Genomic DNA, 23,946 nt, shown 5'->3' on the forward strand with positions numbered 1-23,946 from the left:
CTCCTCAACCCGTCGACATGTGTCGGGGTCCGCGTCCGCGGCCCCCTCGATGTCTCCACCACTGCCCTCGCGGTCCCGTCAGAGGACCTTCGCCTCGTTCTTGAGGCGGGTGACGAGCTCACCGACGTCCTTCACCTTGATGCCCGCCTTGCGCGCCGGGGGCGGCTGGAACGCGTGGTACTGGACCTTGAGCCCCTGGTCCGCGGCGAGATCGGCGAGCTTCACCTCGACGAGCGGCTTCTTCTTGGCGGCCATGATCGCGGGGAGCGCCGCGAAGCGCACGCCGTCGTTGTACTTGAACGCGGGCGCGGTCTTCACCGAGTAGACGCTGGTCGGCGCGACGATGCGGAGGTCGACCGTGACGACGGCCGGCAGGCGGACGCGGAGCGTGGCGACGCCGCCGTCGACCTCGCGGCCGACGAGCAGCGCGCCCTTCTCTTCCTTGATGGTCGCGGCGAACGTGGCGAGCGGCCACTCGAGCAGCTCGGCGAGGATCTGGCCGACCTGGTTCGAGTCGCCGTCGACGGCCTGCTTGCCCATGACCACGACGTCCGGCTTCTCGCGCTCGACGAGCGTCTTGAGCGCGCGCGCCACGAGGTCGCCGTCGAGCTTGTCGTCGGTGACGTCGACGCGGATGGCGCGGTCGGCGCCGGTCGCGAGCGCGGCGCGGAGGGTCTGCTCGGTCTCCTTCGGCCCGAAGGTGACGACGACGACCTCGCCCGCCCGCGTCTTCGGCGCCTTGCCGTCCTCGGTCAGCCGCAGCGCTGCTTCCAGGGCGTACTCGTCGAACGGGTTCGGCTTCCACTCGAGCCCGGTCGTCTCGATTTTGTCCCCTGACGCGGGGATCTTCACCTTGTTCGCGTTGTCCGGATCGGCGACGCGCTTGAGCGGAACGAGGATCTTCACGGCTCGGCTGGCTCCTGTTGCTGTGTGGTAACGCAGAGCGTAGTCCGCCCAGGCGGGTGCGCGCTACGCGACAGACGGGCCGGCGGACCCAAGCGGGGGCCCGGCGAGCCCGACTGGAATAGCACGCCCGAGGCGGAGGGAAGCGGTCATGGCAGCCCCGACGTGATGCGTCAAGCGGGCGCGGCGGGTCTGCTGGGATAGATGCGAGGCGTTGTGAGGGGGCTCGCGGGAGGGGAGGGATGGGGGTGATCCGGTGTGAGAGGGGGTGGCGGCGGGGGGGCGTGACGGATGCGAACCGTTGAGAGGGGGGTGGCCGAGGGGGTCCGTGACGGATGCGAACCGTTGAGAGGGGGGTGGCCGAGGGGGTCCGTGACGGATGCGAACCGTTGAGAGGGGGGTGGCCGAGGGGGTCCGTGACGGATGCGAACCGTTGAGAGGGGGGTGGCCGAGGGGGGGCGTAACGGATCGAGTCCGTCACGAGGGCTGCCGGCGGGGGGCGCGTAACGGATCGAGTCCGTCACGAGGGCTGCCGGCGGGGGGGCGTGACGGATCGAGTCCGTCACGCGGGCCTGGCGGCGGAGGCTGCCACGTCAATCCACGCCGACCTCCGGCGCTTCCTCCTCGATGGCGGGGCCGCCCGCGCCGCCGGCGGCCGGCGGCGCGCTGCCTTCCGCCTCGGCCTCTTCCTTGCCGCTCGAGCGCCGGCGCTCGGCCTTGGCCGCCTCCCGCTGCAGCGGCGCGAGCAAGCGGCGCGTCGTCTCCGCGTCGGCCGCCTCGAGCTCCAGCATCTGGAGGACGCTGCGAACCACCTTGATCCAGCGGTTGCGCGCCCGGAGCTGTCCGCCGCGCGAGTCGGCCATGTCCGGCCTGTCCTGTGCCTCCAGGTGGACGCGCTGCGCGTCGAGCCTGCCGAGCTCGTCGCCCGCGGCGAACCACGCCTGCACCGCCTTGAGCAGGTTGCCTCCCGGCGTCGGCAGCGCCCTGAGCGCCGCCTTCGACTCCGGCGTCAGCCGATCGCGCGCGAGCTTCACCTCGCCCGCCTCATCGCTGTAGCTCGCCGAGATGAACTTGAGTCCATCCGCGAAGAGCTGATCGCGGATCTCGAGGTAGATCGCCGCGTCGTCGGGATCGTCGGCGAGGTCGGCGAAGCCGGTCAGCACGGCGTGGGCGCCGCGCGCCTTGCGGTCGTGGAGCTGGTCTGTCGCTACCTGCTTTTGCTGGATCTCGGAGAGCTCGTCGTTCGACTTCTTCTGCCTGCGGTGCGACTTCAAGATACCGTCGTGCGCGGCCTCGATGTCGTCGAGGAGCGGGGCGCACCGCTTCAGCGACAGGAGGCGCGGTCTTTCGCGCTCCGGGTCGAGCCACGCGGCCGTGATCTGAACCATCTGACGAGGAGAGAGGTCTTTGAGCGCCATGGTGCCTCCTTGGTTGTCCTCCGGCGACGGTCGCCGGGGAATGCACCACCGGGCAGGCTCTCAGAGGAGGCGAGTCGTCGTAAAGGCCTCCTCGTGGGGAGAGCACAGTTTCTACGCCAGCGATCCTGCGGCGCCATTGCGCTCGCGCCGGCCACGGTCGTCGAAGCAGGGGCGGCGCGGCGCTGTGCAGCGACGCCGAGGCAGCGCTGGCTTCCATGACACGCCTGGACGTGCGTACGGCGCACGAGTCACCGAGCAGGGGTCGTGGCGGGGGCGTCTACGAGACGCTGCGGCAGGCAGGCGCGCGTGGATGAACGGAGGGCTCGCGCTGGCGCGGGAACGGGCGAGCCGGGGGGCTGGGAAGGACCGCGCTTCGCCGGGGGCGCCCGGCCGCTCGCGGCAGGGATGGGCGGCGCCGTGTGCGCCTCACATCCGGCGTGCGCGCGGGGAGCGCTTTGGGTAGCCTCGCAACGTCCGATGCTGACCAAGGTGACCCTCGACCGCTTCCGCGGCTTCCGCAGCCTCACGGTAGACGCCCGACAGATCACGGCGATCGTGGGGCGCAACAGCTCGGGCAAGACCTCGGTGCTCCACGCCATCCGGATGGCGCTGGAGGGGCTCGCCATCGGCCTCGAGGAGGGCGGGCCGCACCTGGACAGCGATCTGTGGATCACCGTCTTCGAGGGCCTGGTGTGGGATCACGCGCGGCTGCACCCGGTGGACGACTGGACCGAGCTGTTCACCGACAAGGAGGTCGGGGAGGGGATCTCCATGACGATCGAGCTCGGTTTTGAGGAGAGCGACCTGATCCAGGCGCTCGGAGTGACGCTATCGTACGCGCGCAATGACCAGCTCAGGCTGCGCGTGCGCGTGCGGAGCGATCGAGCCGCCGAGGAGGCGGCGGAGCTACCGAAGAAATCCAAATTCCGAAGCGTGCGCCTCGCCGAGGTGCTGCGGCGCGGCGCGCCCAAGGCGGTCTTCGTGCCGGCGTTCTACGGCGTCACCAACGGGGAGGAATACCGGACGAGCGCGGTCGTCAGCCGCCTGCTCGGCGGCGGAGACCAGAGCCGGATCGTGCGCAATTTCATCGCCCGGCTGAGCAGCGATGCGTTCAACCGGCTGAGCGACTTCCTTCGCTACAGCATCGGCGCGACGCTGGTCCGCAGGACGACGGCACAGGATGCGGACGACGCCCGGCACCTCGCGGTGTACTTCCAGGATACGAACGGCGAGCTGGAGCTCGGGTCCGCAGGGGCGGGGCTGGTCAACATGATCGCGCTCTATGCGATCATGTACCACTTCCGCTCCGACAGGCGTCAGGGCGAGCTCGGGAGCCGGCCGGTCGTGTATCTCCTCGACGAGCCGGAAGCTCACCTTCACCCGAAGCTGCAGGGAGACATCGGCGAGGCGCTCGCCGCGCTCGCGGCCGAGTTCGGGGCGCAGCTCGTCATCGCCACACACTCGATCGAGATGATCAACCGGCTCGGCCAGCGGCGGGATGCGCTGCTGCTCGCGGTGGACAGGGCATCGTCCCGCGCCGTCGAGCTGGCCTCGGAGGCGGCGCTCGTGCGGGAGCTCTCCGCGTGGTGCGATCTCACGCCGTTCACCAGCCTGAACTTCCTCGCCTCACGCCGGATCCTGTTCCACGAGGGTCCAAGCGACGCCGAGATCCTCACCGGCTGCGCGGCCATCTACTTCCGGAACCGGCCTGCGGACCTCGCCGCCTTCAAGCGCTGGACGCTCGTATCGCTGGGGGGCGTGGGCAATGTGAAGGCCCAAGGGGTGCTGAAGGCCGTGCTCACGCCCTCGCTGTTCCCTGCTCTCGACGCCAAGGAGCCAGTGCGCGCGATCTGCGTGCTGGATCGGGATACGGAGCGAGAATCTGGGTTCCGGCAGATCGACGCGCTCACCCGCGGCCACTTCGAGGCCTACGAGCTGGTCTGGCCGCGCTACAGCATCGAGTCGATGTTCATCGAGCCTGCGCGCCTGGCGGCATGGATCGCGGCTGTGCTGGCGCAGGGGGCGGTCGCCAGGGACGAGCTCGAGCGGCACGTGAGCGAGGCCATCAAGGTGGCGAACCAGGATCAAAAGCTGCTCGACGACGCGGAGAAGAACCTGCAGCTCGCCAAGATCCGGATCGATCAGATGAAGCTCGCCGACGCCATCGACGCCGCAAAGGCGCAGGCTCGGGCGGAGCCAGAGATCTGGCAGAAGGGCCGGGATCGCGCGCGCGTCGTGCTCCGGGAGGTGCGCGAGCGGCTGACGACAAACTCGCTCAAGAACCAGGTCCGGGGGAGCATCACCAGCCTGATCGATGCCGCCTCGGTGGATAAGCTGGGCGATCCCGAGGTGTTGATTCCACCGGAAATCCGCGATTTGCTCGAGCACATGATCGCCCCCGGCGGGGGGCGCTCGGCCTGAGCGCCGATCAGGCCTCCTCGCTCGGCGGCGGCTCATCGACCTCGCTGGCCCGCAGATCGCACCGGAGCCGCCTCCGTAGCTGCTCGTCCATGCGCAGGGCGTACTTCTCGTGCACGCCGAGCGCCGCGGCGACCTTGGCCCAGGAGAGGTCCTGCCAGTACCGGAGCTCGATGAGGCGCGCCTCCCGCTCGTCGAGGCCGCGCAGCGCCGTCCTGAGCGCCTCGAGGGCACGGGTGCGCGTCAGGGCGTCCTCCGGGTGCGCCCTGAGCCGCTCGCCCGTATCCGCGACGAAGCGCGCGAAGACGAGCGCGCGACACTGGTCCTTGAGCTGGTTCAGTGCGTCGGTATCGTCGTCGCCGAACGGGTCGCTCGCGTCGCGCATCGACTCGGCCGCATCGAGCGCGGCGTCGAGGCCGGCGCGCCGGAACGACGCCTCGCGGGTGACCAGCCGGATGACGGCGCCCGCGACCCTCTTCCAGGCATAGACGCCGAAGGGGACGCCGCGCGCCGGGTCGTATCCAGGGCTCGCCTCGAGGAGCGCCTGATAGGCCGCCTGCTCGCAGTCCTCCAGGCCCTGTCGCGTGCGCACGCCGTAGACCCGCGCGGTCGTCCGCGCGACGTGGCGGGCCATGGGCAGCGCCTCGAGCACGCGCTCATGATCCGGAGGAGATGGAGGCGGACGCTGGCTGCCTGTCACCGCCGCCCACCGAAGGTGCCGTCGCCGGGCTCCGCCGCCGGCTGGCCCTCGCCCGCTCCGTCACGGGCCACCGTGCCGCTCTCGGACAGGACAGGAGGCCTCGCTCGCAAGCGATCGTGGAGCGGCGCCGCTGCCGGGTGCGTCGTGATGAAGACCGCGAGGAGCCTGCGGTAGTCCTCGATCTCCTCGGGCGAGAGCGCCCCGAGGTAGGGGCTCAGCGCGTCGGCGACACAGGCATCGACGAGGGGATCGACGTCGCCCGTCCTGTCCAGGTCGTGCTCGGGAGCTTCGTGCGTCATGGGGCCTCGCGTGGCGGGCCCCGCGTGCGGTGCGGCGCCCTTCGTCCTTCCTCTTCTCAAATCACCATCGGCGGACCGGTTCGGACAGGGAAAGCGACGCCCCCGCCGTTTTCTGCGCCGCCCGGGCGGCCGCGGCCGCGGCCGCGGCGGGCGCGGGCCGGGGCGGAGATCCGGGCCCTCGTGGCCAGGCAACTACGTGAATCGACGCCGCTTTTCAACAATCGACAGCGTCGGTGCATTTTCCCTGTCCGAACCGGCCCCGCGCTCGTGATTTCCACTTCAGGAGACCGCGCCGGTGGCACGCCGCACGTCAGACAGCTCAGGGCCCTCCGCCGTCGCCGGGGACGCGCTGGAAGGAACGCCGTACCGGGCGCTCCGGGCGCTCGGGCGCGGGGGCATGGGGGAGGTGATCGAGGCGGAGCACCTTGCCCTCCGGAAGCGGGTCGTGGTGAAGCTGGTCCGCCGCGCGTTCGCGCACGACCCGCGGTTCGCCGATCGGCTGCGGGTCGAGGCGCAGGCGCTGGCGGCGGTGTCGTCGCCGCACGTGGTGGCGGTCCTCGATCTCGGGCAGACGCCGGCGGGCCGCCCCTACTTCGTGATGGAGCGGCTCGAAGGGAGGACGCTCGGCGAGGAGCTCGGGCGGCGCGGCGCGTTGCCGGTGGCCGAGGCGATCGACGTGGTGCGGCAGGTGCTGGCCGGGCTGTCGGCGGCGCACCGGGTCGGGCTCGTTCACCGCGACGTGAAGCTCGACAACGTGTTCCTGTGCGCGCCGGGGGCGGCGCCGGGCGGCGGCCGCGTCGTGAAGCTGCTCGACTTCGGGGTCGCGAAGGTGCTCGATGGCGGCGCCGCCGCGGGGGTGCCGACGCCCCTTCCCTTGGACGGGCCAGCGTATCCGACCGAGGCCGGCTTGCTCGTCGGGACCCCTCGGACGGCGTCGCCGGAGCAGGCGCGGTGCCAGCCGGTCGACGGGCGGGCGGACGTGTATGCCGTCGGGCTGCTGATGTATACGCTGGTCGTGGGGCACGGTCCGTTCGCCCATGTCGAGGACGCGCTGGGGGTGCTGCGGGCGCACGTCATGGAGACGCCGGCCCTGCCGTCGCGGTGCGCGGCGCAGCGGATCCCGGCAGCGCTGGATCGCGCTGTGTTGAAGGCGCTGGCGAAACGGCCGGAGGAGCGGTTCCAGAGCGCGGAGGCGTTCGGGGAGGAGCTCGGGCGGATCGGGGCGGAGCTGGCGTTTGCGGAAGGGCCGGGCGGGGCGGGGGCGTGGGGAACGGCGCGGGTGCCGGAGACGGAGGCGGGGCGGGGGCCGCAGAGCAGGGCGTGGTTCGAGGCGACGCCGGAGGGGAGCAGCGGGGCGGGAGCCGGCGGGGGCGAGAGGGCGGAGGCGGGGGCGGTGCCGGTGGACGCGCGGCTGTTCGCGGGGCTGACGCTTGCGAGCACGGTGGTGTTCTCGGCGATCGCGGCGCTCGTGCTGCGCGGGCTGGGGGCGTGGTGATGATGGGGCGGGAGGCGCTGAAGGCCGGGGACGTGTTCCTGGACTACCGGATCACGGAGGTGATCGACGCGGGCGGGATGGGCGAAGTGTACAAGGCGGTGGAGGAGTACTCTGAGGATGTGGTGGCGATCAAGTGCATGCTGCCACGACACCTGAAGAGAGAAGACTTCGCGAGGCGGTTCCGTCAGGAGTGCAAGTTCTATCCGAAGCTGAAGCACCCGAACATCGTGAGGATGAGGAAGGCGGGTGTGTCGCCGGAGCACGTGGCGTACATCGTGATGGACTACCTCGAGGGGAGGACGCTGAGGAAGCTACTGAACAAGGCCTACCGGCTGGATTTTTTGAGCGCGATGCACGTGATGCTGCAGGTGGCGGACGCGATGACGTTCGTGCACTCGAAGGGGATATGGCACCGTGACCTGAAGCCCGAGAACATCATGGTGGGTGCGAAGGAGGACGCGAAGGGTCACGTGTGGCTGCTGGACTTCGGGATAGCGAAGTTCGCGGACGGGGGGATGAACACCGATGATCTGCCGGACGTGGGGACGGTGAGGTACATCTCGCCGGAGCAGGTGAAGATGCTGTACGCGACGTCGAAGAAGGCCGAGCGCGGGGAGCGGGCGAGGCCGGACGGTCGGACGGACATCTACGCGTTCGGAGCGATTTTTTACGAGGTGCTGACGGGGAAGCACCTGTTCCTGGACGACGGCGAGGCAGCGACGGCAGAGGAGACGCTGACGGGGCACCTCGTGGCGGCGCCGGAGCCTGTGCACGAGATCGTGCCGGATTGTCCTGAGTTCGTGTGGCCTGTCGTGTCGCGGTGCATCGCGATCGACCGGGAAGAGCGGTATTCGAGGTTCGATGATGTGGCGAGCGACCTGCGCGCGCTGCTGAGGGACACGGTGCCGGCGGGGCACGTGCTGGCGCGGCGGCTGGCGCAGGAGCGGATGAAGGCGGAGCGTCAGGCGGCGTTCGCGGGGGTGGAGCTGGAGGACAGCGCGCCGGTGGCGGGGGAGGAGGAGACGGAGGAGGCGCGGCCGGAGGGCGGGATGGAGCGAGCGGGCGCGGAGGGGGAGGAGAGGGCGCGGCGGGTGGTGCACGGGGAGACGGCGCCGCTGGAGCAGTTCGTGGCGCCGGCGAGCGCGCTGCCGTTCGCGCCGGCGTCGCGTGTGCCGCGGGGGCGGGGGGTGGGGTACACGGAGCCGCTGCCGGCGCTGAAGCCGCTGGAGTCGACCGCGAAGCTGTCAGGGAAGTGGGCGGAGAAGATGGCGCAGCGGACGGGGCCGCCGGCGATGCCGCAGGGGTATGCGGGGCCGCCGCCGCCGGCAGAGGTGAGGGCGCAGGGGTATGCGGGGCCGCCGCCGCCGGCAGAGGTGAGGGCGCAGGGGTATGCGGGGCCGCTGCCGGTGCGGCCGATGGAGTCGCAGCACGTCGCGCCGCCGCAGCCGTCGTGGAGAGAGGTGCACCGCGCGGCGGCGCCGTCGCGGCCAGAGGTCGAGCCGCCCTACGTGACGCCGCCGTTTGCCGAAGCGCCGCCACCGCCAGCAGCGCCGCCGCCGCGGCCGGTGATGGCGCTGCCGCCAGCAGCGCCGCCGCCGCCGGCGCGGCCGGAGGTTTCGGTGCCGTACGCGACGCCGCCGCTGGCGTTGATGGAGACGCAGCGAGCGGGAGCGGCGCCGCCGGTGGCGGCGCGGCCAGCGGCGCCGAGCTCGGTGACGGCGCCGAGCGCCGGACCGGTGGCGTCGTCGCGGAACGAGACGCCGAGGACGGCGGCGCCGGCGGCGCTGCTGACGCAGCCGCGGCGCGCGCCGAGAGCGTACGTGCTGGCGCCGCTGGTGGCGCTGGCGCTGACGTTGGGGGGCGTGGGCGCGGTGCTGGGGCTCCGCTTGGCGCGCGAGACGGCGCCGGCGGCGGTGAGCGGAGAGCCGGTGGCAACGGCGGCGCCGGCCGAGGGCGCGGCGGCGAGCGCGGTGCCGGCAGCGGTCGCGCCGGCACCGCCGCCCGAGGCGATCCCGGCGGCGCCCGCGCCGGCGACGACGGCGAGCGCCGCGGCGGCGAGCACGGCCGAGGCGGCGGCGGAAGCCGGAGCAGCGGAGAAGGGGGCGGCGGCAGAGGAGGCCGCGGCGCCTGCTCCGAAGGAGCAACCGGCGGCGGCGAGGGAGCAGGCGACGAAGGCGCCGGCAGCGGCGAAGGCAGCGCCGGCGAAGGCAGCGCCGGCGGCGGCGGAGGACGACGAGGATATCTACGCGACGCCGAAGCGGCAGAAGCCGTCGTTTGTGAGGGTGCTCGAGGAGCGGAAGAAGGCGGGGCCGGCGAAGACGGCAGCGCCAGCGCAACAAGGGGCCGCGAAGCCAGCCAAGCCGTGCCCTGCGGCGGGATGCAGGCCGTTCTAGTCGCTGAGGAGAGAGGTCTTCCGATGGGCAGCAACAAGGACAGCGACGACATCCGGCAGTACCTGCCGGACCTTGAGAGCATCCGGCGCGAGGCGGACCCGGAGGTGGCGGAGCGGAAGCTGCGGCAGGCGCAGAACAACCCGGAGCTGGACCGTGCGCTGTCGGAGATGCAGCAGCAAAAGCCGACGGGGCAGCCGCTGTTCCAGTTCCCGGTGGTGCCGGCGCTGGCCAAGGAGCGAACGGGACCGCCGCCGTATCCGGCGCAGGCGGTGCCGCCGCCGTATCCGGCGCAAGCGGCGCCGCCGCCGTATCCGGGGACGGCGGCGCAGCACGGCGCGGTGGCGCCGCCGGGGGCGGCGGCGCAGCAACACGGCGCGATGGCGACGCAGCGAGTGCCGGTGTACGCGGGCGAGGCGGCGCCGCCGGGGGCGCCGGTGCAGCAGCAGGGCGCGCCGCGGCATCCAGCCGCGCCGGTGCATCCGGGCGCGACGACGACGCAGCGTGTGCCGGTGTACGCGGGCGCGGCGGCGCCGCAGCGCGCGCCGGTCGAGCAGCAGGGCGCGCCGGCGCAGCCGGGGGCGATGGCGCCGAGCCAGTGGGCGGACCGTGCGCTGCCGCCGATCGACAAGGCGCTGCTGCCGTCGTCGCTGCTGCCGGTGACGCCGCCGCCGGTCGCCGTGCCGAAGGCGCCGGCAGCCACGCCGGCGACTGGACAGCGCCGGCCGTGGATGCCGACGTGGCTGATCGTGCTGCTCGCGCTCGTCGCGGTGAGCAGCCCGTTCGTGCTGTCGACGATCCTGCGGCGAGAGACGCCGCCGAAAGCGCCGGAGCCGGCGCCGCCGTCGAGCGGGACGCCGACAGGGAGCACGCAGGCGCCGCCGGAGGCCTCGGAGCGGTTGCCGCCGGTGGCGCCGGCGCCGCCGGAGGCGGTCGAGCCGAGCCTCGACGACACCGCGGCCGAGAGAGAGCCGCCCGCGCCCGAGGCCACGGCGCCGCATGCCCCGGCGCCGCAGGCGCCCGCGCGGCCGGCACGCCCTGCGCCGCATCGACCGCAGACGCCGGTGGCGCCTGCGCCCACCCACCAGAATCAGCTCGCCGATGACGTGATGGAGTGAAACCGCGTGGAGCCATGATGATGAACTGCCGAAGCCTTGCTGTGTTGTTCACTGCCGCGACCGTGATGGCCGCCGCGGATGTCGCCAGCGCGCAGCCCGCCGCGCCGCAGGAAGCGCCCGCCAGCGCCGGCGATGCGGTGACGCGCGCTGATGCGTTCTATCGACACGGGCTGCGCCTCTACTCGGACAAGAAGTACGTGGAGGCGGAGAAGGAGCTCGAGTCGGCGTGGGAGCTGAACCCGACGTTCGACGTGGCGTACAACCTGGGGAACACGAAGTACCAGCTGAAGAAGCACCGGGAAGCAGCGACGTACCTTTCGTTCGCGCTGAGGAACTGGCCGCTCGTGAAGACGGTGGCGAAGCTGAAGCCGACAGCAGAGCAGCGGTTTGCGGAGTCGCGAGCGCAGGTGGGTGGCGTTGCGGTGACGGTGGGAGTCGCGGGAGCGGAGGTGCTGGTGGACGGCAAGTCGGTGGGCCGGGCGCCGCTGGGAGGAGAGGTGTTCGTGGAGCCAGGCGAGCACGAGCTGGAGGCGCGGCAGGCGGGGTATGCACCGGCGAGCCAGACGGTGACGGTGGCGAAGGGCGGGGCGGTGGAGGTGAAGCTGGCGCTGGCGCTGGCGAAGAGCGAGGGGCCGACGGCGGCAGGAACGACGGCGGAGGGGGGCGGGAGCGCGGCGGGGGCGGGTGCCGGTGGGCCGGTGGTGGGGCAGCCGCCTGAGGGGCCGGTTGAGCCGCAGCCGCTGCCGGAGAAGAGGAGCTGGGTGCCTGTGATCGCGCTGGGGGCGGCGAGCGCGGTGGGGTTGGCGGTGGGCATCACGTCGACGGTGCTGTCGAGAAATGCGCGGAGCGACGCGGAGGGATATCGAGAGCAGATCCGGCAGGCGAACGGACGGTGCATCGAGCCGCCGATCGAATTGATCGGCACGTGCCGCGACGTGGAGAGCGAGGCGGTGAGCGCAGCGCGATTCGGCACCGTGTCGGTTGTCGGCTACGCGGCGTCGGGGGCGCTGGCGGTCGCTGCGGTCACCTATGCGCTCTGGCCTCGACGTGCCGCTCCGGCGGCGCACGGGGTGCGCGTGTTGCCCCAGACGAACGTCGGCGGGGGCGGTGTCGTCGTTGTGGGAGCGTGGTGAGCGGGGTGATGGTGAGCACAATGAAGAACAGGCGGCTGACGTGGTTGATGAGCTGGAGCGCCGCATCGGTGATTGCGAGCGGCTGCGACTATCTATCGATCGGGCTCGACAACGACTGCGAGTTCCTGCTCACGTGTCCTCATTTTCTCGACGGTACAGGTGGCAGCACGCCGAACCCCGCATGCGAGGCAGATCCGACGAAGAACGCGAGCACGGTGACGGACGAGTGCGCGGTGTTCGCGAGCGCGACGGCGGAAGCGGGGGGAGACGGGACGAAGGCGAAGCCGTACGCGTCGCTCGGGGAGGCGGTGGCGAACGCGAACGGTAAGAGGGTGCTTGCGTGCGCGACCGAGCCGTTCGCGGAGAGCGTGACGATTGCCGCGGGAATCGAGGTGATCGGCGGCTTCGACTGCGGGGCGGAGTGGACGTGGAGCGAGGAGGCGCGGAGCGGGATCGAGGCGCCCGCGAACCAGATCGCGCTCACGCTAGGCGAAGCTGCGAGCGGAGCGAAGGTGAGGAGCTTCGCGGTGACCGCGGCGAGCGCAACGGACCCGGGCGGGTCGTCGATCGGCGTGGCAGTCGCGGACGTCGAGGCGGAGCTGACGCAGGTGGATGTGACCGCGGGCGATGGAATGGCCGGCGTGAACGGCGAGACGCCGACGGAGGCACCGCAGGTCGGGGCGGGCGCGCCGATGACGAGTGCATCGGCGGCGTGTGCACGGGACGAGCTCGTATACGGTGGCGATCCCGGCGTGACGGCGTGCGAGGACGGCGAGACACGCGGGGGCGCCGGAGGGCTCGGCGGGATCACGGGGACTGAGGAGGGCAACGGGCTGAAGGGAGCAGATGGTGCGCCGATGCCGGAGCCGAACCCGAACAACAGGGGGATCGGAGGCACGGGGCAAACGGATGCCGCTGGCGAATGCGAGGCCGGTGCGAACGGCAAGAGCGGCGATGCTGGTAAAGCCGGTGACCCCGGCAATGGTACGCTGCTGACACTGGCCGGTATCGAGGGCGGCGACGGAGGCAGCGGCACAACCGGGAAGCGAGGTCAAGGGGGAGGTGGCGGCGGCGGTGCGAAGGCTGGCCTGTTCTGCGTGGCGGGCGCGAACACCGTGGCGGGCCCCGGCGCGAGCGGAGGCGGAGGCGGTGCGGGCGGGTGCGGCGGCAAGGGAGGCGGAGGCGGGAAGGCCGGCGGGTCGAGCATCGGGATCGTGAGCCTTGGGACGAAGCTTGTGCTGACGGAGGTGACCGTCGCAGTGGGCAAGGCGGGCAAGGGGGGCAACGGAGCCGGCGGTCGAGGCGGAGCGCTCGGCGGCAGCGGCGCGACGGGCGGAACGCCGTCGCCCAATGGCGGCTCGGCCGGCTGCGATGGCGGACGAGGGGGTCAAGGAGGCATGGGCGGCCCCGGAGCCGGCGGCCGAGGCGGTCATGCGGTGGGGCTCGCGTACGCGGCGGCGCCGACCGCCGCAGTGGAGCTGATGGTGATGGAGTTCACCATGGGCACAGCCGGCGACGGTGGCAGCGCTGGACCTGGAGGCTCGGAGCAGAGCAACGAGAACAACGGCGCCCAAGGTGCGAGCGGTGTCTGCTGGAGCTTTGCGACCAACGAGAGCTGCGGGCAGTCAGCAGGGCGATGAGGTTGTGTGACAATTCCGATGCACTTAGCGGAATGTACTTGGTCAAGTACGAGGTCCACGGCTCGTGAGCTGCTGAGCTGAAGGAGACAACAACAAATGATTGGACGCACCCCGCGCCGGGGTGATAGGGGCTGCTTTGTCGCGGAAACGCGGCACGGTGGGCTGCCCGGCGCTGACAACCTCGCCACCAGAGCGTGGAATGCCCAAGGCGCGGGCGGACGGACCGGAGATCTGCTGAACCCTTCTGCGTCGGGCCGCGAGCACGGATGTTATCCGACGGTCGCTGAAGGCAGCCCGGCAGCAGATCGCTTTTACGCGGCGAAGAGGTGGCGAGCGGTGGCCGCGGACGAGCGGATACGCGGCCTCGCTGGCTCGAGAGCCAGCGGCGCTTCGGGGACCCCTCCCGTCCCGCGCGTAGCGCGGGACTTGGGAGGGGCGGACCGCGCGCAGGCGCGAAGCGCCGAGCACGGGCCGGGGGTGGGCAGCTTGCTTGTCGCTGTCGTCCTGTGCTGCACACCGATGCTCGTTGCGTGGGGCGCTGAGCGCAGCTCGTCGTCTGCCACGGTGTCAGATCCGTATGCGGAGGCGGAGCTTGAGTCGGCGTGGGAGCTGAACCCTACGTTCGATGTGGCGTACAACCTCGGGAACACGGAATACAAGCTGAAGAAGTACCGAGAAGCAGCGCAGTACCTGTCGTTCGCGCTGAGACACTGGCCGCTGCTGAAGGGCGTGGCGAAGCTGAAGCCGACAGCAGAGCAGCGGTTTGCGGAGTCGCGGGCGCAGGTGGGTGGTGTTGCGGTGACGGTGGGTGTCGCGGGAGCGGAGGTGCTGGTGGACGGCAAGTCGGTGGGCCGGGCGCCGCTGGGAGGAGAGGTGTTCGTGGAGCCAGGCGAGCACGAGGTGGAGGCGCGGCAGGCGGGGTATGCACCGGCGAGCCAGACGGTGCAGGTGGCGAAGGGCGGGACGGCCGAGGTGAAGCTGGCGCTGGCGCTGGCGAAGAGCGAGGGGCCGACGGCGGCCGGAGCGACGCCGGTGGGGGGCGGGAGCGCGACGGGGGCGGGTGCCGGAGGGCCGGTGGTGGGGCAGCCGCCTGCGAGGCCAGTGGAGCCGCAGCCGGTGCCGGAGAAGAGGAGCTGGGTGCCGGTGATCGCGCTGGGAGCGGCGAGCGCGGTGGGGCTCGGCGTGGGGATCGGGATGACGGTGGCGTCGAACAACGCGAGCGCCGATGGGCACGCGCAAGCGGATGCGATCCTCAAGGCGGGTGGTGGCTGCCCGGATGCACCGGCTGCATACAGTCAAGCGTGCGCTGATCTCCGATCGACGGCTTCGCGTGTCGACACGTTCGGGCGTGCAGCCACCGTGGCGTACACGGCGTCGGGAGTGCTGGCCATTGCTGCCGTGACCTACGCGCTGTGGCCGCGCCCGGGGACGAAGGCGTCAGGCAAGGTACGTGTCCTGCCCGAAACGCAGGTCGGTTACGGGGGAATTGTGGTGCAGGGGGCATGGTGAAGAGCCGACGCGAGGGTGCGATGAAGAGGAATCGATTGCGCTTGCAGCTGTGCTCCTTGGGGTTTGTCGTTTGCTCCGCCGGTTGCGATACGGTGTGGAGCAACGTCGCGGAGGACTGCGAGTTCACCCTGATGTGTGAACACCACCGCGGGTTGTGGGATGGCACAGGCGGCAGTGTACCGAACCCCGAGTGCGACGCGGACCCAACGCAAAACGCTGGCACGGTGACGGACGAGTGCGCGGTGTTCGCGAGCGCGATGGCGGAAGCGGGGGGAGACGGGACGAAGGCGAAGCCGTACGCGTCGCTCGCGGAGGCGGTTGCGAAGGCGAACGGCAAGCGGGTGCTGGCGTGCGCGAGCGGGGCGTTCGGGGAGAGCGTGACGATCGAGGCTGGAGTCGAGGTGATTGGGGGCTTCGACTGCAAGGCGGAGTGGACGTGGAGCGAAGAGGCGCGTAGCGCCATCGAGGGACCGGCGGGCGCGGTGGCGCTTACGATGACGGAAGGCGCGAGCGGGGCGAAGCTGAGGAGCTTTTCGATCCGCGCGGCGAGCGCGACGGAGCCTGGCGGGTCGTCAATCGGCGTAACGGTGGCGGACGTCGAGGCGGAGCTTGCGCAGGTGGACGTGACGGCTGGCGATGCGATGGACGGTGCAAGCGGCGAGACACCGACGCAGGCGCCGCAGGCGGGAGCCAGCGCACCAGACACGGAGCAGACGCGGCCGTCGAATGCGTGCGCGGCGCCGAACCTGGTCATCGGCGGGACCGCAGGCACGACGATATGTGAGGACGGCGAGACGCGCGGGGGAGACGGCGGGACCGGGGGGATCACGGGGACGGAGGAGGGCAACGGGGCGCGCGGGGAGGACGGTGCGCCGTTGCCGGAGCCGAACCCCGATGGGTACGGGATCGGAGGAATTGGACAGACCGGTGGCAATTGCCGGCAGGGAGAGCCCGGTGCGCCTGGAGCTTCAGGCGACGCCGGAATCGCCGGCAGCGACACGACGCTGACGCTGGCCGGCGTCACGGGCGGCGACGGTGGAACAGGCACAACGGGGAAGAAGGGTCAGGGGGGCGGTGGCGGCGGTGGGGCCAAGGCGGGAATGTTCTGCTCGCTCGGTCCAACTCTCGTCGATGGCGTTGGCGCGAGCGGCGGCGGAGGCGGCGCCGGCGGTTGCGGCGGCAAGGGAGGCGGAGGCGGGAAGGCCGGGGGGTCAAGCCTCGGTATCGTGAGCCTTGGGACGAAGCTGGTGCTGACAGAGGTGACGGTCGCGGTGGGCAAGGCGGGCAACGGGGGCAACGGAGCCGGCGGGAGAGGCGGAGCCGCTGGAGGCAGCGGCGCGACCGGAGGTACCGCTTCGCCCCTTGGTGGATCCATCGGCTGCCGAGGCGGCGATGGCGGTCAGGGAGGCATGGGCGGCGCCGGAGCCGGTGGCCGAGGCGGTCATGCGGTGGGGCTCGCGTACGCGGCGGCGCCGGGAGCTGCGGTAACGCTGGCGAACTTCATGGGGGGCACAGCGGGCGAGGGCGGAGGCACGGCGCCGGGTGGAAATGCCGGCGAGGTGGGCGTGAGCGGAGAATGTTGGGACTTCACGGGTAATGCGAGCTGCGGCCAGTGAAGTAAGCAGTGCCGTGAGGATGATTGAGAATTATTGATAGCTGAGCGCAATGCGGAGGGGCAACGGACGAGTGCTGTGCTCCGCGAGAGGCTGAGCTGAAGGAGGAGACAAGAAATGCTTGGACGCACCCCGCGCCGGGGTGGTAGGGATTCTTTTGTCGCGGAAACGCGGCACGGGGGGCTGCCCGGCGCTGACAACCTCGCCACCCCAGAGTGGAATGCCCAAGGCGCGGGCGGATGGGCCGTAGATCTGCTGAACCCTTCTGCAGTCGGGCCGCGAGCGCGGATGTTATCCGACGCTTGCTGAAGGCAGCCCAGCAGCAGATCGCTCTTTCGTGGCGACGAGCCCGCGAGCCGTGGCCGTGACCGGGCGGATGCGCCGCAGCGCATGCTCGGGAGCGGCCGGTGATCCTGGAACCCCTCCCGTCCCGCGCGTAGCGCGGGACTTGGGAGGGGCGGACCGCGCGCAGGCGCGAAGCGCCGAGCACGGGCCGGGGGTGGGCAGCTTGCTTGTCGCTGTCGTCCTGTGCTGCACACCTGTGGGCGTTGCGTGGGGCGCTGAGCGCAGCTCGTCGGTTGCGACGGTGTCCGATCCGTATATGGAGGCGGAGCTCGAGTCAGCGTGGGAGCTGAACCCGACGTTCGACGTGGCGTACAACCTCGGGAACACGAAGTACCAGCTGAAGAAGCACCGGGAAGCGGCGCAGTATCTCTCGTTTGCGCTGAGGCACTGGCCGCTGGTCAAGACGGTGGCGAAGCTGAAGCCGACGGCGGAGCAGCGATTTGCGGAGTCGCGAGCGCAGGTGGGTGGCGTTGCGGTGACGGTGGGAGTCGCGGGAGCGGAGGTGGTGGTGGACGGCAAGGCGGTGGGCCGGGCGCCGCTGGAAGGAGAGGTGTTCGTGGAGCCAGGCGAGCACCGGGTGGAGGCGCGGCAGGCGGGGTATGCACCGGCGAGCCAGACAGTGGCGGTGGCGAAGGGCGGGACGGCCGAGGTGAAGCTGGCGCTGGCGCTGGCGAAGAGCGAGGGGCCGACGGCGGCAGGAACGACGCCGGTGGGGGGCGGGAGCGCGACGGGGGCGGGGGCCGGAGGGCCCGTGGCGGGGCAGCCGGCGGGCCCGGTAGAGCCGCAGCCGCTGCCGGAGAAGAGGAACTGGGTGCCGGTGATCGCGCTGGGGGCGGCGAGCGCCGTGGGGCTCGGGGTGGGGATCGGGATGACGGTTGCGTCGAACAACGCGAACTCGGAGGCGCGCGCCCAACAGGGCAAGATCTTCGCCGCAGGCGGGGGGTGCTTGGCGTCGCCGTCGTTCGCAGGACAATGCGCTGAGCTCCATCGCACAGGGGAGCGCGCCGGGCGCCTGGGGGACGTCGCGTTGGGCAGCTACATCGCGTCGGGGGTGCTCGCGACGGCCGCCCTGACGTATGCCCTGTGGCCAACGAGAAACGCGGAGAAGGCTACAGCACTGTTTGTGGTTCCGGAGCCGCGCGTCGACGGCGTCGGCTTTGTGATGGTGAGCGCATGGTGAGCCGATCCGTAAACCGACCCATGAGAACGTTCAGGCGAATGCTGCTGGGGTCAACTGTCGTTGTCGCGTTGATCGCCAGCGGCTGCGACGGGCTTTGGTACCACATCGAGAACGACTGCGAGATCATGCTCACGTGCGAGAAATACCGGGGAAGAGGCAGCGAGGTCGTGCCTTCGGGGTGCGTGCCGAGCGAGATCGACGGCGCTGTCGATGACACGTGCGGCGTGTTCGTGGCGTCGGCTGGCAATGACGACAATGCAGGTACCCGGGCCGAGCCGGTCGCGACGCTTGCCGAGGCGCTCCGGCGCGCCGCGGACAAGGGGACGGCGGCCTATGCGTGCGCCGAAATGTTCGAGGAGGCGATCGAAGTGCCAGTCGGCATCGAGCTCTTCGGTGGGCTCGACTGCGCGAACGGGTGGCGCTGGATCGGTGAGACGGCGAAGACGGTCGTGGCGCCCGGCGAGGAGGCGATCGCGCTCCAAGTGATGCAGGGCGAGGGCACGGTGAGGATCGAGGACGTGTCGGTGCACGCGGCGGATGCGCAGGCGCCCGGAGCGTCGTCGATTGCGGTGGTGGTGGACGGCGCGGAGGCGGAGCTGGTGCGGTGCGAGCTGATCGCCGGCGATGGGGCAGACGGCGCGGAGGGAGAGGATGCGCCGAGCGAAGTGCCGGCGCAGGCGTCGCCTGGGAATGCCGGAACGAACGCGTGCAGCGATCTGGATACGTCAGGAGCGCCCGATGAGGCGCTACCGGGTGGTGCACAGGTCGAGAACGCGTGTGGCGGCGCCTTGTCCATCGGCGGAGAGGGGGGCGATGGCAGGGTGAACAACGGTGGCAGTGGACAGATCGGAGAGCCAGGCGGGCTCGGCGCAGCAGGCGCTGGCGAGCCCGCTGCAGGCGAATGGAGCTGCGCCGCTGGTGGCACAGGCCAAGGCGGCGACAACGGCGCCCCCGGCGAAGCCGGCCTCGCCGCGAGCGGCCTCGGCGCGCTGAGCTCATCCGGCTACACGGGCGTGAGCGGCGGGGCCGGTGAAGCGGGCAAGCCTGGGCAAGGCGGCGGCGGCGGCGGAGGCGCGAAGGGGGGCGCGGCGATCTGCCGAGGCGGCGTAGCGGGCGCCGGAGCGAGCGGGGGCAGTGGCGGACCTGGCGGCTGCGGCGGGCTGCCTGGCCAGGGCGGCGGAGCCGGCGGCGCGAGCATCGCGCTGGCGAGCGCGGAAGCGAAGGTGACGCTGAAGGACTGCGTCCTGAAGGCGGGCAACGGAGGCAAGGGGGGTGCAGGCGGTGACCTGCAGCCGGGCGGGCTCGGAGGTCCAGGCGGAGTCGGAGGCACGGGGATGGGCGGCTCCAAAGCTGCGTGCGATGGAGGGAAGGGAGGCCAGGGAGGCAACGGCGGCCCCGGAGGAGGGGGTCTCGGCGGGCCGTCGCTTGCAATTGCGTACCGGGGCGAGGTGGTGAAGCAGGAAGGGCAGACGACGCTGACGCCCGGCACGGCGGGCGCGGGAGGGCCCGGCGGAAGCAGCAACGTGGCGGAGAATGCAGGCGCCGAGGGCGTGGCGGCGGAGGAGCAGCAGTTTGAGTAAGCGACGGGTGAAGCAGCGGGCGGCGCCGTGGAGGGCGTCGCCCGCGCGGCGGACGAGACAGGAGGAGGTGCTGCCGATCGCGCGAGGTGCGATCGCAGGTGGATGAGGCGCGTCGGGAGAGAGGGGGCGAGGTGTCAATCGGATCGAGCGGGGTTAGCAGGAAGTTCGATCCTGGCGAGAATCGCGGAAAGGGAGCGCCACCGTACGATCTGGTGACAAGTCGACAGGACTGGTCGTAAACCAACGAAAGAGCAACGATTACTGGAAGAGACCCCTTGGCGGGCTCTTCCGGCGTTGGCAGAATCAGCGCTGCCCGATCCGAAGGAGCAGCCATGCCGACGCGCCGGAAGTCCCGCCGAGACGACCTCCCACCCTACTCGCCGGCGCCCAAGCCTGCGTGGGCTGAGCGAGTGGGAGCGGATGCGGGTACGGAAGCTCGGCCTCGATGACCTCCCGTCGGATCCTGAGCAGTGTTGCGAGCACTGCCTCGCGAAGCGAGCGGCTCGTGGAGAGGCGGTGGAGGAGCCTGTGCCGCCGTCGGGGAGCCGACCGAAGCCGATGCTGAGCCCTGGCTGGGCGAGGGCTTCATCCAGGGCGGGTGGTCCGGCGAGGCGGAGCCAGCGCGGCGGCAAGGTGACGCGGCTGAAACTCGTGCGCTCGCCGTGTGTCGAACGCGAGGAATCTTGAGCGTGTGAGCGACACGCCCAGGTGCCGGAGCGATCGAAGAGGCGTTGATGGCCCTGGCGCGCTGACGACGCACGGCGCCTGGGTCGTGTGCGGCGCTACAGAGTAGGATCCGGTGCACCGCTGCCGTGGTGTGCCCTGACTCGGCTCGCCCCTGGGACGAGCGTGCGAGGTGGATGATGGTGTGTCCAACGTTCGCCATCGAGGCAGGAGCGGAAGCCCCTGTGTCGATGCGTCGTACGAGCAATGAGGAGCGCTCCGGCGCACTGCCTTGTCTGGGGCTGTTCCTGGTGACCTGTGGCGTCGCCGGAGAGGCCGCGTGCCGCACGGCCATCGAGACGGTGTCTGCGTGCAGCGACGTGGTGAATGCAAGGGACGGGCGGCCTGACGAAGCGCCTCCGCCCCAAGAACATGATGAGGTACGGCTGCTCACGAGCGTGCGGCGGGCGGACCCTGGCCGCCACGACGGCGCTGCCATAGGTGCAGGACAGCCCAGCGGATCTTCGAGCTTCGCTGGGGTGCTGCTCGCGCCCGGCGCGGTCTACGCCGCGTACGCCGCCGGTTGGCGCGTGTACAGGTTGCGAGGCGGAAAGCTGGAGCGACGAGCGCGGGATGTCGGGCCGCTCGACGAGCTCGCGTGCGCCGGAGGCTGCTCGGCGGATGCACAGGCCGCCTTGGCGCAGCATGCGACAACGGCGGCGCGTGCGCTCGGCTGCGAGGCCGCCGTGGGGATGAAGACCCAGATCGAAAGCACCGCGCCAGGTGATCTCTTCCTCGTGTGCTCGGAGGAGCTCTGGCGTGCTGTCCCGGAGCACCGCATGGCAGGGATCCTCGCCGCCCATCGTGATCTGCGCCTCGCCGCGAGTCTGCTGACGGACTGCGCCCGGGAGAGCGGCGAAGCCCAGCTCGTGACATGCGTGCTGGCGCGCGCCGGGGGCAGCGCCACCGCCGCACGCGCGTGCGGCGTCGCACATCGCGGACAGCGACGGCTCCGATGATTTGGTGATAATCTGACTCTGGTGGACGTAACCTATGAAGGCTGGGCGACGCTCGCCGGACGGGGGCTGCGAGAAAGCGCTTGGCGAGCTCCTCCTTGATTGGCAGAATCAGCGATATCCGCTGCCAAGGAGCACCCTCGCCGATGCGCCGGAAATCCCGCCGAGATGAGAGTCCTCCCTCTCGCGTGCGCCCCTGTCTCCGCCAGATGGGGAAGTGGGAGCGGGCCTGGGTACGGGAGTTTGGCCTCGAGGACATCGACTGGGACCCGGAGCGGTGTTGCGAGCAGTGCATGGCCGGGCGCGCCGCTCGCGGCGAGACGGTGGAAGAGCTCGCGCCGCCCTCCGGGGTACGCCCCAGGTTCCTGCTCGGCCTCGACCGAGCGAAGGACACCTCCTCGACGGATGAACAGCGGCGCAAGGACTCCCACCACGGCAAGCCCACGCACTTGAAGCTCGTGCGACCATCTCGCCTCGGGCTCGACGATCCGTGAGCGAAGCGCCCTGCTCCGCGGCCAGCCCACGCGCGCGCTGACCGCGTGCTGCTCGCGACCCCCCATCGCCGACGTTGTGCTCGCGATGAGCCCGCGCCGGCCATCCATACCGGGCCTCCGGTGTGCGCCCCGCCATGAGAGGACCCAGCGCGCCGCCGACGCCCTCGCGCCAGGTCGCCGGCGCTCCACCCCGAGCGCGGCGCCCGCCCGCCCGAGCGCCCGGCGGCGGCTGCGCCGTCGCGCTCCGGCGCCGTCACGCGCAGGAGGCCCACCACGGCCTACCTTCATGCGCCTCGCTCCTGCTACCCTCCGGGCCGTGGCGATAACGACCGATTTCCTCGTCATCGGCAGCGGTGTAGCGGGCCTTACATTCGCCCTGGAGGCGGCCGAGCACGGTGAGGTGATCGTCGTCACCAAGCGGTCGCGCGACGAATCCAACACGAAGTACGCGCAAGGCGGCATCGCCGCGGTCTTCGCCCCGGATGACAGCGCCGAGGCGCACATCGCCGACACGCTCGAGGCGGGCGCGGGCCTCTGTCACGAGGTGGTCGTCGAGATCTGCGCGCGGGAAGGGCCCGAGCGGGTGCGCGAGCTCATCGCGCGGGGCGCCCAGTTCGATCACGAGAACGGCCAGGTGCGCCTCGGCCGCGAGGGAGGGCACTCCGCGCGCCGCATCGTGCACGCCGCGGACGCCACCGGCCTCGAGATCGAGCGCGCGCTCCTCGAGCAGGCCCGGCAGAACCCGAACATCCGCTTCGCCGAGCACCACACCGCCATCGACCTGATCCCGCTCTCCCGCTTCGGCGGGCCGGACATCTGCGCCGGCGCCTACGTGCTCGACGAGACCGACGCCGCGCTCAACCGCGGAGCGCCGCGGCCGCCCGAGTCGGAGCGGCCCGCGACCCGCCACCGCCCGGCCTCGAAGCCGCACGTCGTCGAGACCTACCTCGCCCGGGCGACCGTGCTCGCGACCGGCGGCGCCGGCAAGGTCTACCTCTACACGACGAACCCCGACGTCGCGACCGGCGACGGCGTCGCCATGGCCTACCGGGCCGGCGCCGAGATCGCGAACATGGAGTTCTACCAGTTCCACCCGACCTGCCTGTTCCACCCGGAAGCGAAGAGCTTCCTCGTCAGCGAGGCGCTGCGCGGCGAGGGCGCCATCCTCCGGCTGCCGGACGGCACGGCCTTCATGGCCGACCACGACCCGCGCAAGGACCTCGCGCCGCGCGACATCGTGGCGCGCGCGATCGACTTCGAGATGAAGCGCACCGGCTCGGACTACGTGCTGCTCGACATCACCCACCGGCCGGCGAGCTTCGTCCGCGAGCACTTCCCGACCATCCACGCGCAGTGCCTCCGCTACGGCATCGACATCACCACGCAGCCGATCCCCGTCGTGCCGGCCGCCCACTACATGTGCGGCGGCATCACCACCGACCTCTACGGCAGGACGACCATCCCCGGGCTCTGGGCGATCGGCGAGTGCACGTGCACGGGGCTCCACGGCGCGAACCGGCTCGCCTCGAACTCGCTGCTCGAGGGGCTCGTCTTCGGCCACCGCGCGGCCGCGCGCCTCTCGACCCAGATCGACGAGCTCCGGCAGAGCCCGTTCCCCCAGGTGCCCGAGTGGCAGGTCGGCAACGCGGTCGCGAGCGACGAGGAGGTCGTCGTCGCCCACAACTGGGACGAGCTGCGCCGGACCATGTGGAACTACGTCGGCATCGTCCGGTCCGACGCCCGCCTCCGGCGCGCCGCCCGGCGCATCTCCCTGCTCCAGGAGGAGATCCGCGAGTACTACTGGAAGCACCTGGTCACCCGGGACCTGCTCGAGCTGCGCAACATCGCGACCATCGCCGAGCTCATCGTCGGCTGCGCCTCCGCCCGGCACGAGAGCCGCGGGCTGCACACGACCATCGACTACCCGGGGACGGACGACCGCCTCTCCACGGACACGGTCGTGAAGCGGGGCGTCCTGCCTTATCTGCGAGGACGATGACCGATCCATCGCGCGGCTCCCCCGAGCCTCCGC

General features: G+C 71.4%; 17 protein-coding genes. 13 read left to right on the forward strand and 4 right to left on the reverse strand.

Going from position 1 to position 23,946, the window contains the following annotated elements; all coding sequences use genetic code 11:
- Nucleotides 1-78 precede the first annotated feature (78 nt).
- Together WME76_RS03845 and WME76_RS03850 are read right to left on the reverse strand one after the other, a co-directional pair.
- Complete coding sequence (locus WME76_RS03845; RefSeq protein WP_437958861.1) at nucleotides 79-906, reverse strand: electron transfer flavoprotein subunit beta/FixA family protein; 828 nt, start codon at nucleotides 904-906, stop codon at nucleotides 79-81.
- A gap of 590 nt (nucleotides 907-1,496) precedes the next feature.
- Nucleotides 1,497-2,321: a hypothetical protein gene (locus WME76_RS03850; protein ID WP_437958862.1), complete on the reverse strand. Its 825-nt coding sequence runs from the start codon at nucleotides 2,319-2,321 to the stop codon at nucleotides 1,497-1,499.
- Between the two features lie 477 nt (nucleotides 2,322-2,798).
- Here WME76_RS03850 and WME76_RS03855 point away from each other — a divergent pair, with 477 nt between their 5' ends.
- Nucleotides 2,799-4,742: an ATP-dependent nuclease gene (locus WME76_RS03855; RefSeq protein WP_437958863.1), complete on the forward strand. Its 1,944-nt coding sequence runs from the start codon at nucleotides 2,799-2,801 to the stop codon at nucleotides 4,740-4,742.
- Nucleotides 4,743-4,749: 7 nt separating this feature from the next.
- On the opposite strand, the gene WME76_RS03860 is transcribed toward WME76_RS03855, so the two are convergent.
- Together WME76_RS03860 and WME76_RS03865 are read right to left on the reverse strand one after the other, a co-directional pair.
- Entirely contained in the window at nucleotides 4,750-5,373 is a 624-nt protein-coding gene (locus WME76_RS03860; protein ID WP_437958864.1) for a sigma-70 family RNA polymerase sigma factor, read from the reverse strand.
- Nucleotides 5,374-5,435: 62 nt separating this feature from the next.
- Entirely contained in the window at nucleotides 5,436-5,738 is a 303-nt protein-coding gene (locus WME76_RS03865; RefSeq protein ID WP_437958865.1) for a hypothetical protein, read from the reverse strand.
- Between the two features lie 295 nt (nucleotides 5,739-6,033).
- On the opposite strand from WME76_RS03865, the gene WME76_RS03870 reads away from it, so the two are divergent.
- From WME76_RS03870 to WME76_RS03925, 12 genes are all read left to right on the forward strand, one after another.
- Nucleotides 6,034-7,233 (forward strand): serine/threonine-protein kinase, encoded by a 1,200-nt coding sequence (locus WME76_RS03870; protein WP_437958866.1) that lies wholly within the window; start codon nucleotides 6,034-6,036, stop codon nucleotides 7,231-7,233.
- Nucleotides 7,233-9,626 carry a protein kinase domain-containing protein gene (locus WME76_RS03875; RefSeq protein WP_437962069.1) on the forward strand — a complete coding sequence of 798 codons (2,394 nt, stop codon included), beginning with the start codon at nucleotides 7,233-7,235 and terminating at the stop codon, nucleotides 9,624-9,626. Before WME76_RS03870 ends, WME76_RS03875 begins: the two co-directional genes overlap by 1 nt.
- Nucleotides 9,627-9,649: 23 nt before the next feature.
- Nucleotides 9,650-10,741: a hypothetical protein gene (locus tag WME76_RS03880; RefSeq protein ID WP_437958867.1), complete on the forward strand. Its 1,092-nt coding sequence runs from the start codon at nucleotides 9,650-9,652 to the stop codon at nucleotides 10,739-10,741.
- Nucleotides 10,742-10,782: 41 nt separating this feature from the next.
- Complete coding sequence (locus WME76_RS03885; RefSeq protein WP_437958868.1) at nucleotides 10,783-11,874, forward strand: PEGA domain-containing protein; 1,092 nt, start codon at nucleotides 10,783-10,785, stop codon at nucleotides 11,872-11,874.
- Nucleotides 11,875-11,894: 20 nt separating this feature from the next.
- Nucleotides 11,895-13,514, forward strand: coding sequence for a hypothetical protein (locus tag WME76_RS03890; RefSeq protein ID WP_437958869.1), 1,620 nt, complete (start codon nucleotides 11,895-11,897; stop codon nucleotides 13,512-13,514).
- A 477-nt stretch (nucleotides 13,515-13,991) separates the two neighbouring features.
- Nucleotides 13,992-15,023, forward strand: a complete 1,032-nt coding sequence (locus WME76_RS03895; RefSeq protein ID WP_437958870.1) for a PEGA domain-containing protein — start codon at nucleotides 13,992-13,994, stop codon at nucleotides 15,021-15,023.
- Nucleotides 15,017-16,639 (forward strand): hypothetical protein, encoded by a 1,623-nt coding sequence (locus WME76_RS03900; protein ID WP_437958871.1) that lies wholly within the window; start codon nucleotides 15,017-15,019, stop codon nucleotides 16,637-16,639. Before WME76_RS03895 ends, WME76_RS03900 begins: the two co-directional genes overlap by 7 nt.
- A 598-nt stretch (nucleotides 16,640-17,237) precedes the next feature.
- Entirely contained in the window at nucleotides 17,238-18,161 is a 924-nt protein-coding gene (locus WME76_RS03905) for a PEGA domain-containing protein (RefSeq protein WP_437958872.1), read from the forward strand.
- A 38-nt stretch (nucleotides 18,162-18,199) separates the two neighbouring features.
- On the forward strand, nucleotides 18,200-19,741 hold the full coding sequence (locus tag WME76_RS03910; protein WP_437958873.1) for a PGRS family protein: 1,542 nt from the start codon (nucleotides 18,200-18,202) through the stop codon (nucleotides 19,739-19,741).
- A gap of 1,202 nt (nucleotides 19,742-20,943) precedes the next feature.
- Nucleotides 20,944-21,423, forward strand: coding sequence for a hypothetical protein (locus WME76_RS03915; RefSeq protein ID WP_437958874.1), 480 nt, complete (start codon nucleotides 20,944-20,946; stop codon nucleotides 21,421-21,423).
- 185 nt (nucleotides 21,424-21,608) lie between these two features.
- Nucleotides 21,609-21,914 (forward strand): hypothetical protein, encoded by a 306-nt coding sequence (locus tag WME76_RS03920; RefSeq protein WP_437958875.1) that lies wholly within the window; start codon nucleotides 21,609-21,611, stop codon nucleotides 21,912-21,914.
- Between the two features lie 286 nt (nucleotides 21,915-22,200).
- On the forward strand, nucleotides 22,201-23,913 hold the full coding sequence (locus WME76_RS03925; RefSeq protein ID WP_437958876.1) for an L-aspartate oxidase: 1,713 nt from the start codon (nucleotides 22,201-22,203) through the stop codon (nucleotides 23,911-23,913).
- The last annotated feature ends 33 nt before the right edge of the window (nucleotides 23,914-23,946 follow it).

This window comes from Sorangium sp. So ce119 (assembly GCF_051524405.1).
In the GTDB taxonomy this organism is placed as follows: Bacteria; Myxococcota_A; Polyangia; order Polyangiales; family Polyangiaceae; genus Sorangium; species Sorangium cellulosum_G.

Bases quoted from the DNA above. Each gene is read 5' to 3' on its own strand.
- WME76_RS03850 (WP_437958862.1), bottom strand. From the start codon at position 2,321: ATGGCGCTCAAAGACCTCTCTCCTCGTCAGATGGTTCAGATCACGGCC.
- WME76_RS03855 (WP_437958863.1), top strand. From the start codon at position 2,799: ATGCTGACCAAGGTGACCCTCGACCGCTTCCGCGGCTTCCGCAGCCTC.
- WME76_RS03860 (WP_437958864.1), bottom strand. From the start codon at position 5,373: ATGGCCCGCCACGTCGCGCGGACGACCGCGCGGGTCTACGGCGTGCGC.
- WME76_RS03865 (WP_437958865.1), bottom strand. From the start codon at position 5,738: ATGACGCACGAAGCTCCCGAGCACGACCTGGACAGGACGGGCGACGTC.
- WME76_RS03875 (WP_437962069.1), top strand. From the start codon at position 7,233: ATGATGGGGCGGGAGGCGCTGAAGGCCGGGGACGTGTTCCTGGACTAC.
- WME76_RS03880 (WP_437958867.1), top strand. From the start codon at position 9,650: ATGGGCAGCAACAAGGACAGCGACGACATCCGGCAGTACCTGCCGGAC.
- WME76_RS03890 (WP_437958869.1), top strand. From the start codon at position 11,895: ATGAAGAACAGGCGGCTGACGTGGTTGATGAGCTGGAGCGCCGCATCG.
- WME76_RS03900 (WP_437958871.1), top strand. From the start codon at position 15,017: ATGGTGAAGAGCCGACGCGAGGGTGCGATGAAGAGGAATCGATTGCGC.
- WME76_RS03905 (WP_437958872.1), top strand. From the start codon at position 17,238: ATGGAGGCGGAGCTCGAGTCAGCGTGGGAGCTGAACCCGACGTTCGAC.
- WME76_RS03910 (WP_437958873.1), top strand. From the start codon at position 18,200: ATGCTGCTGGGGTCAACTGTCGTTGTCGCGTTGATCGCCAGCGGCTGC.
- WME76_RS03925 (WP_437958876.1), top strand. From the start codon at position 22,201: ATGCGCCTCGCTCCTGCTACCCTCCGGGCCGTGGCGATAACGACCGAT.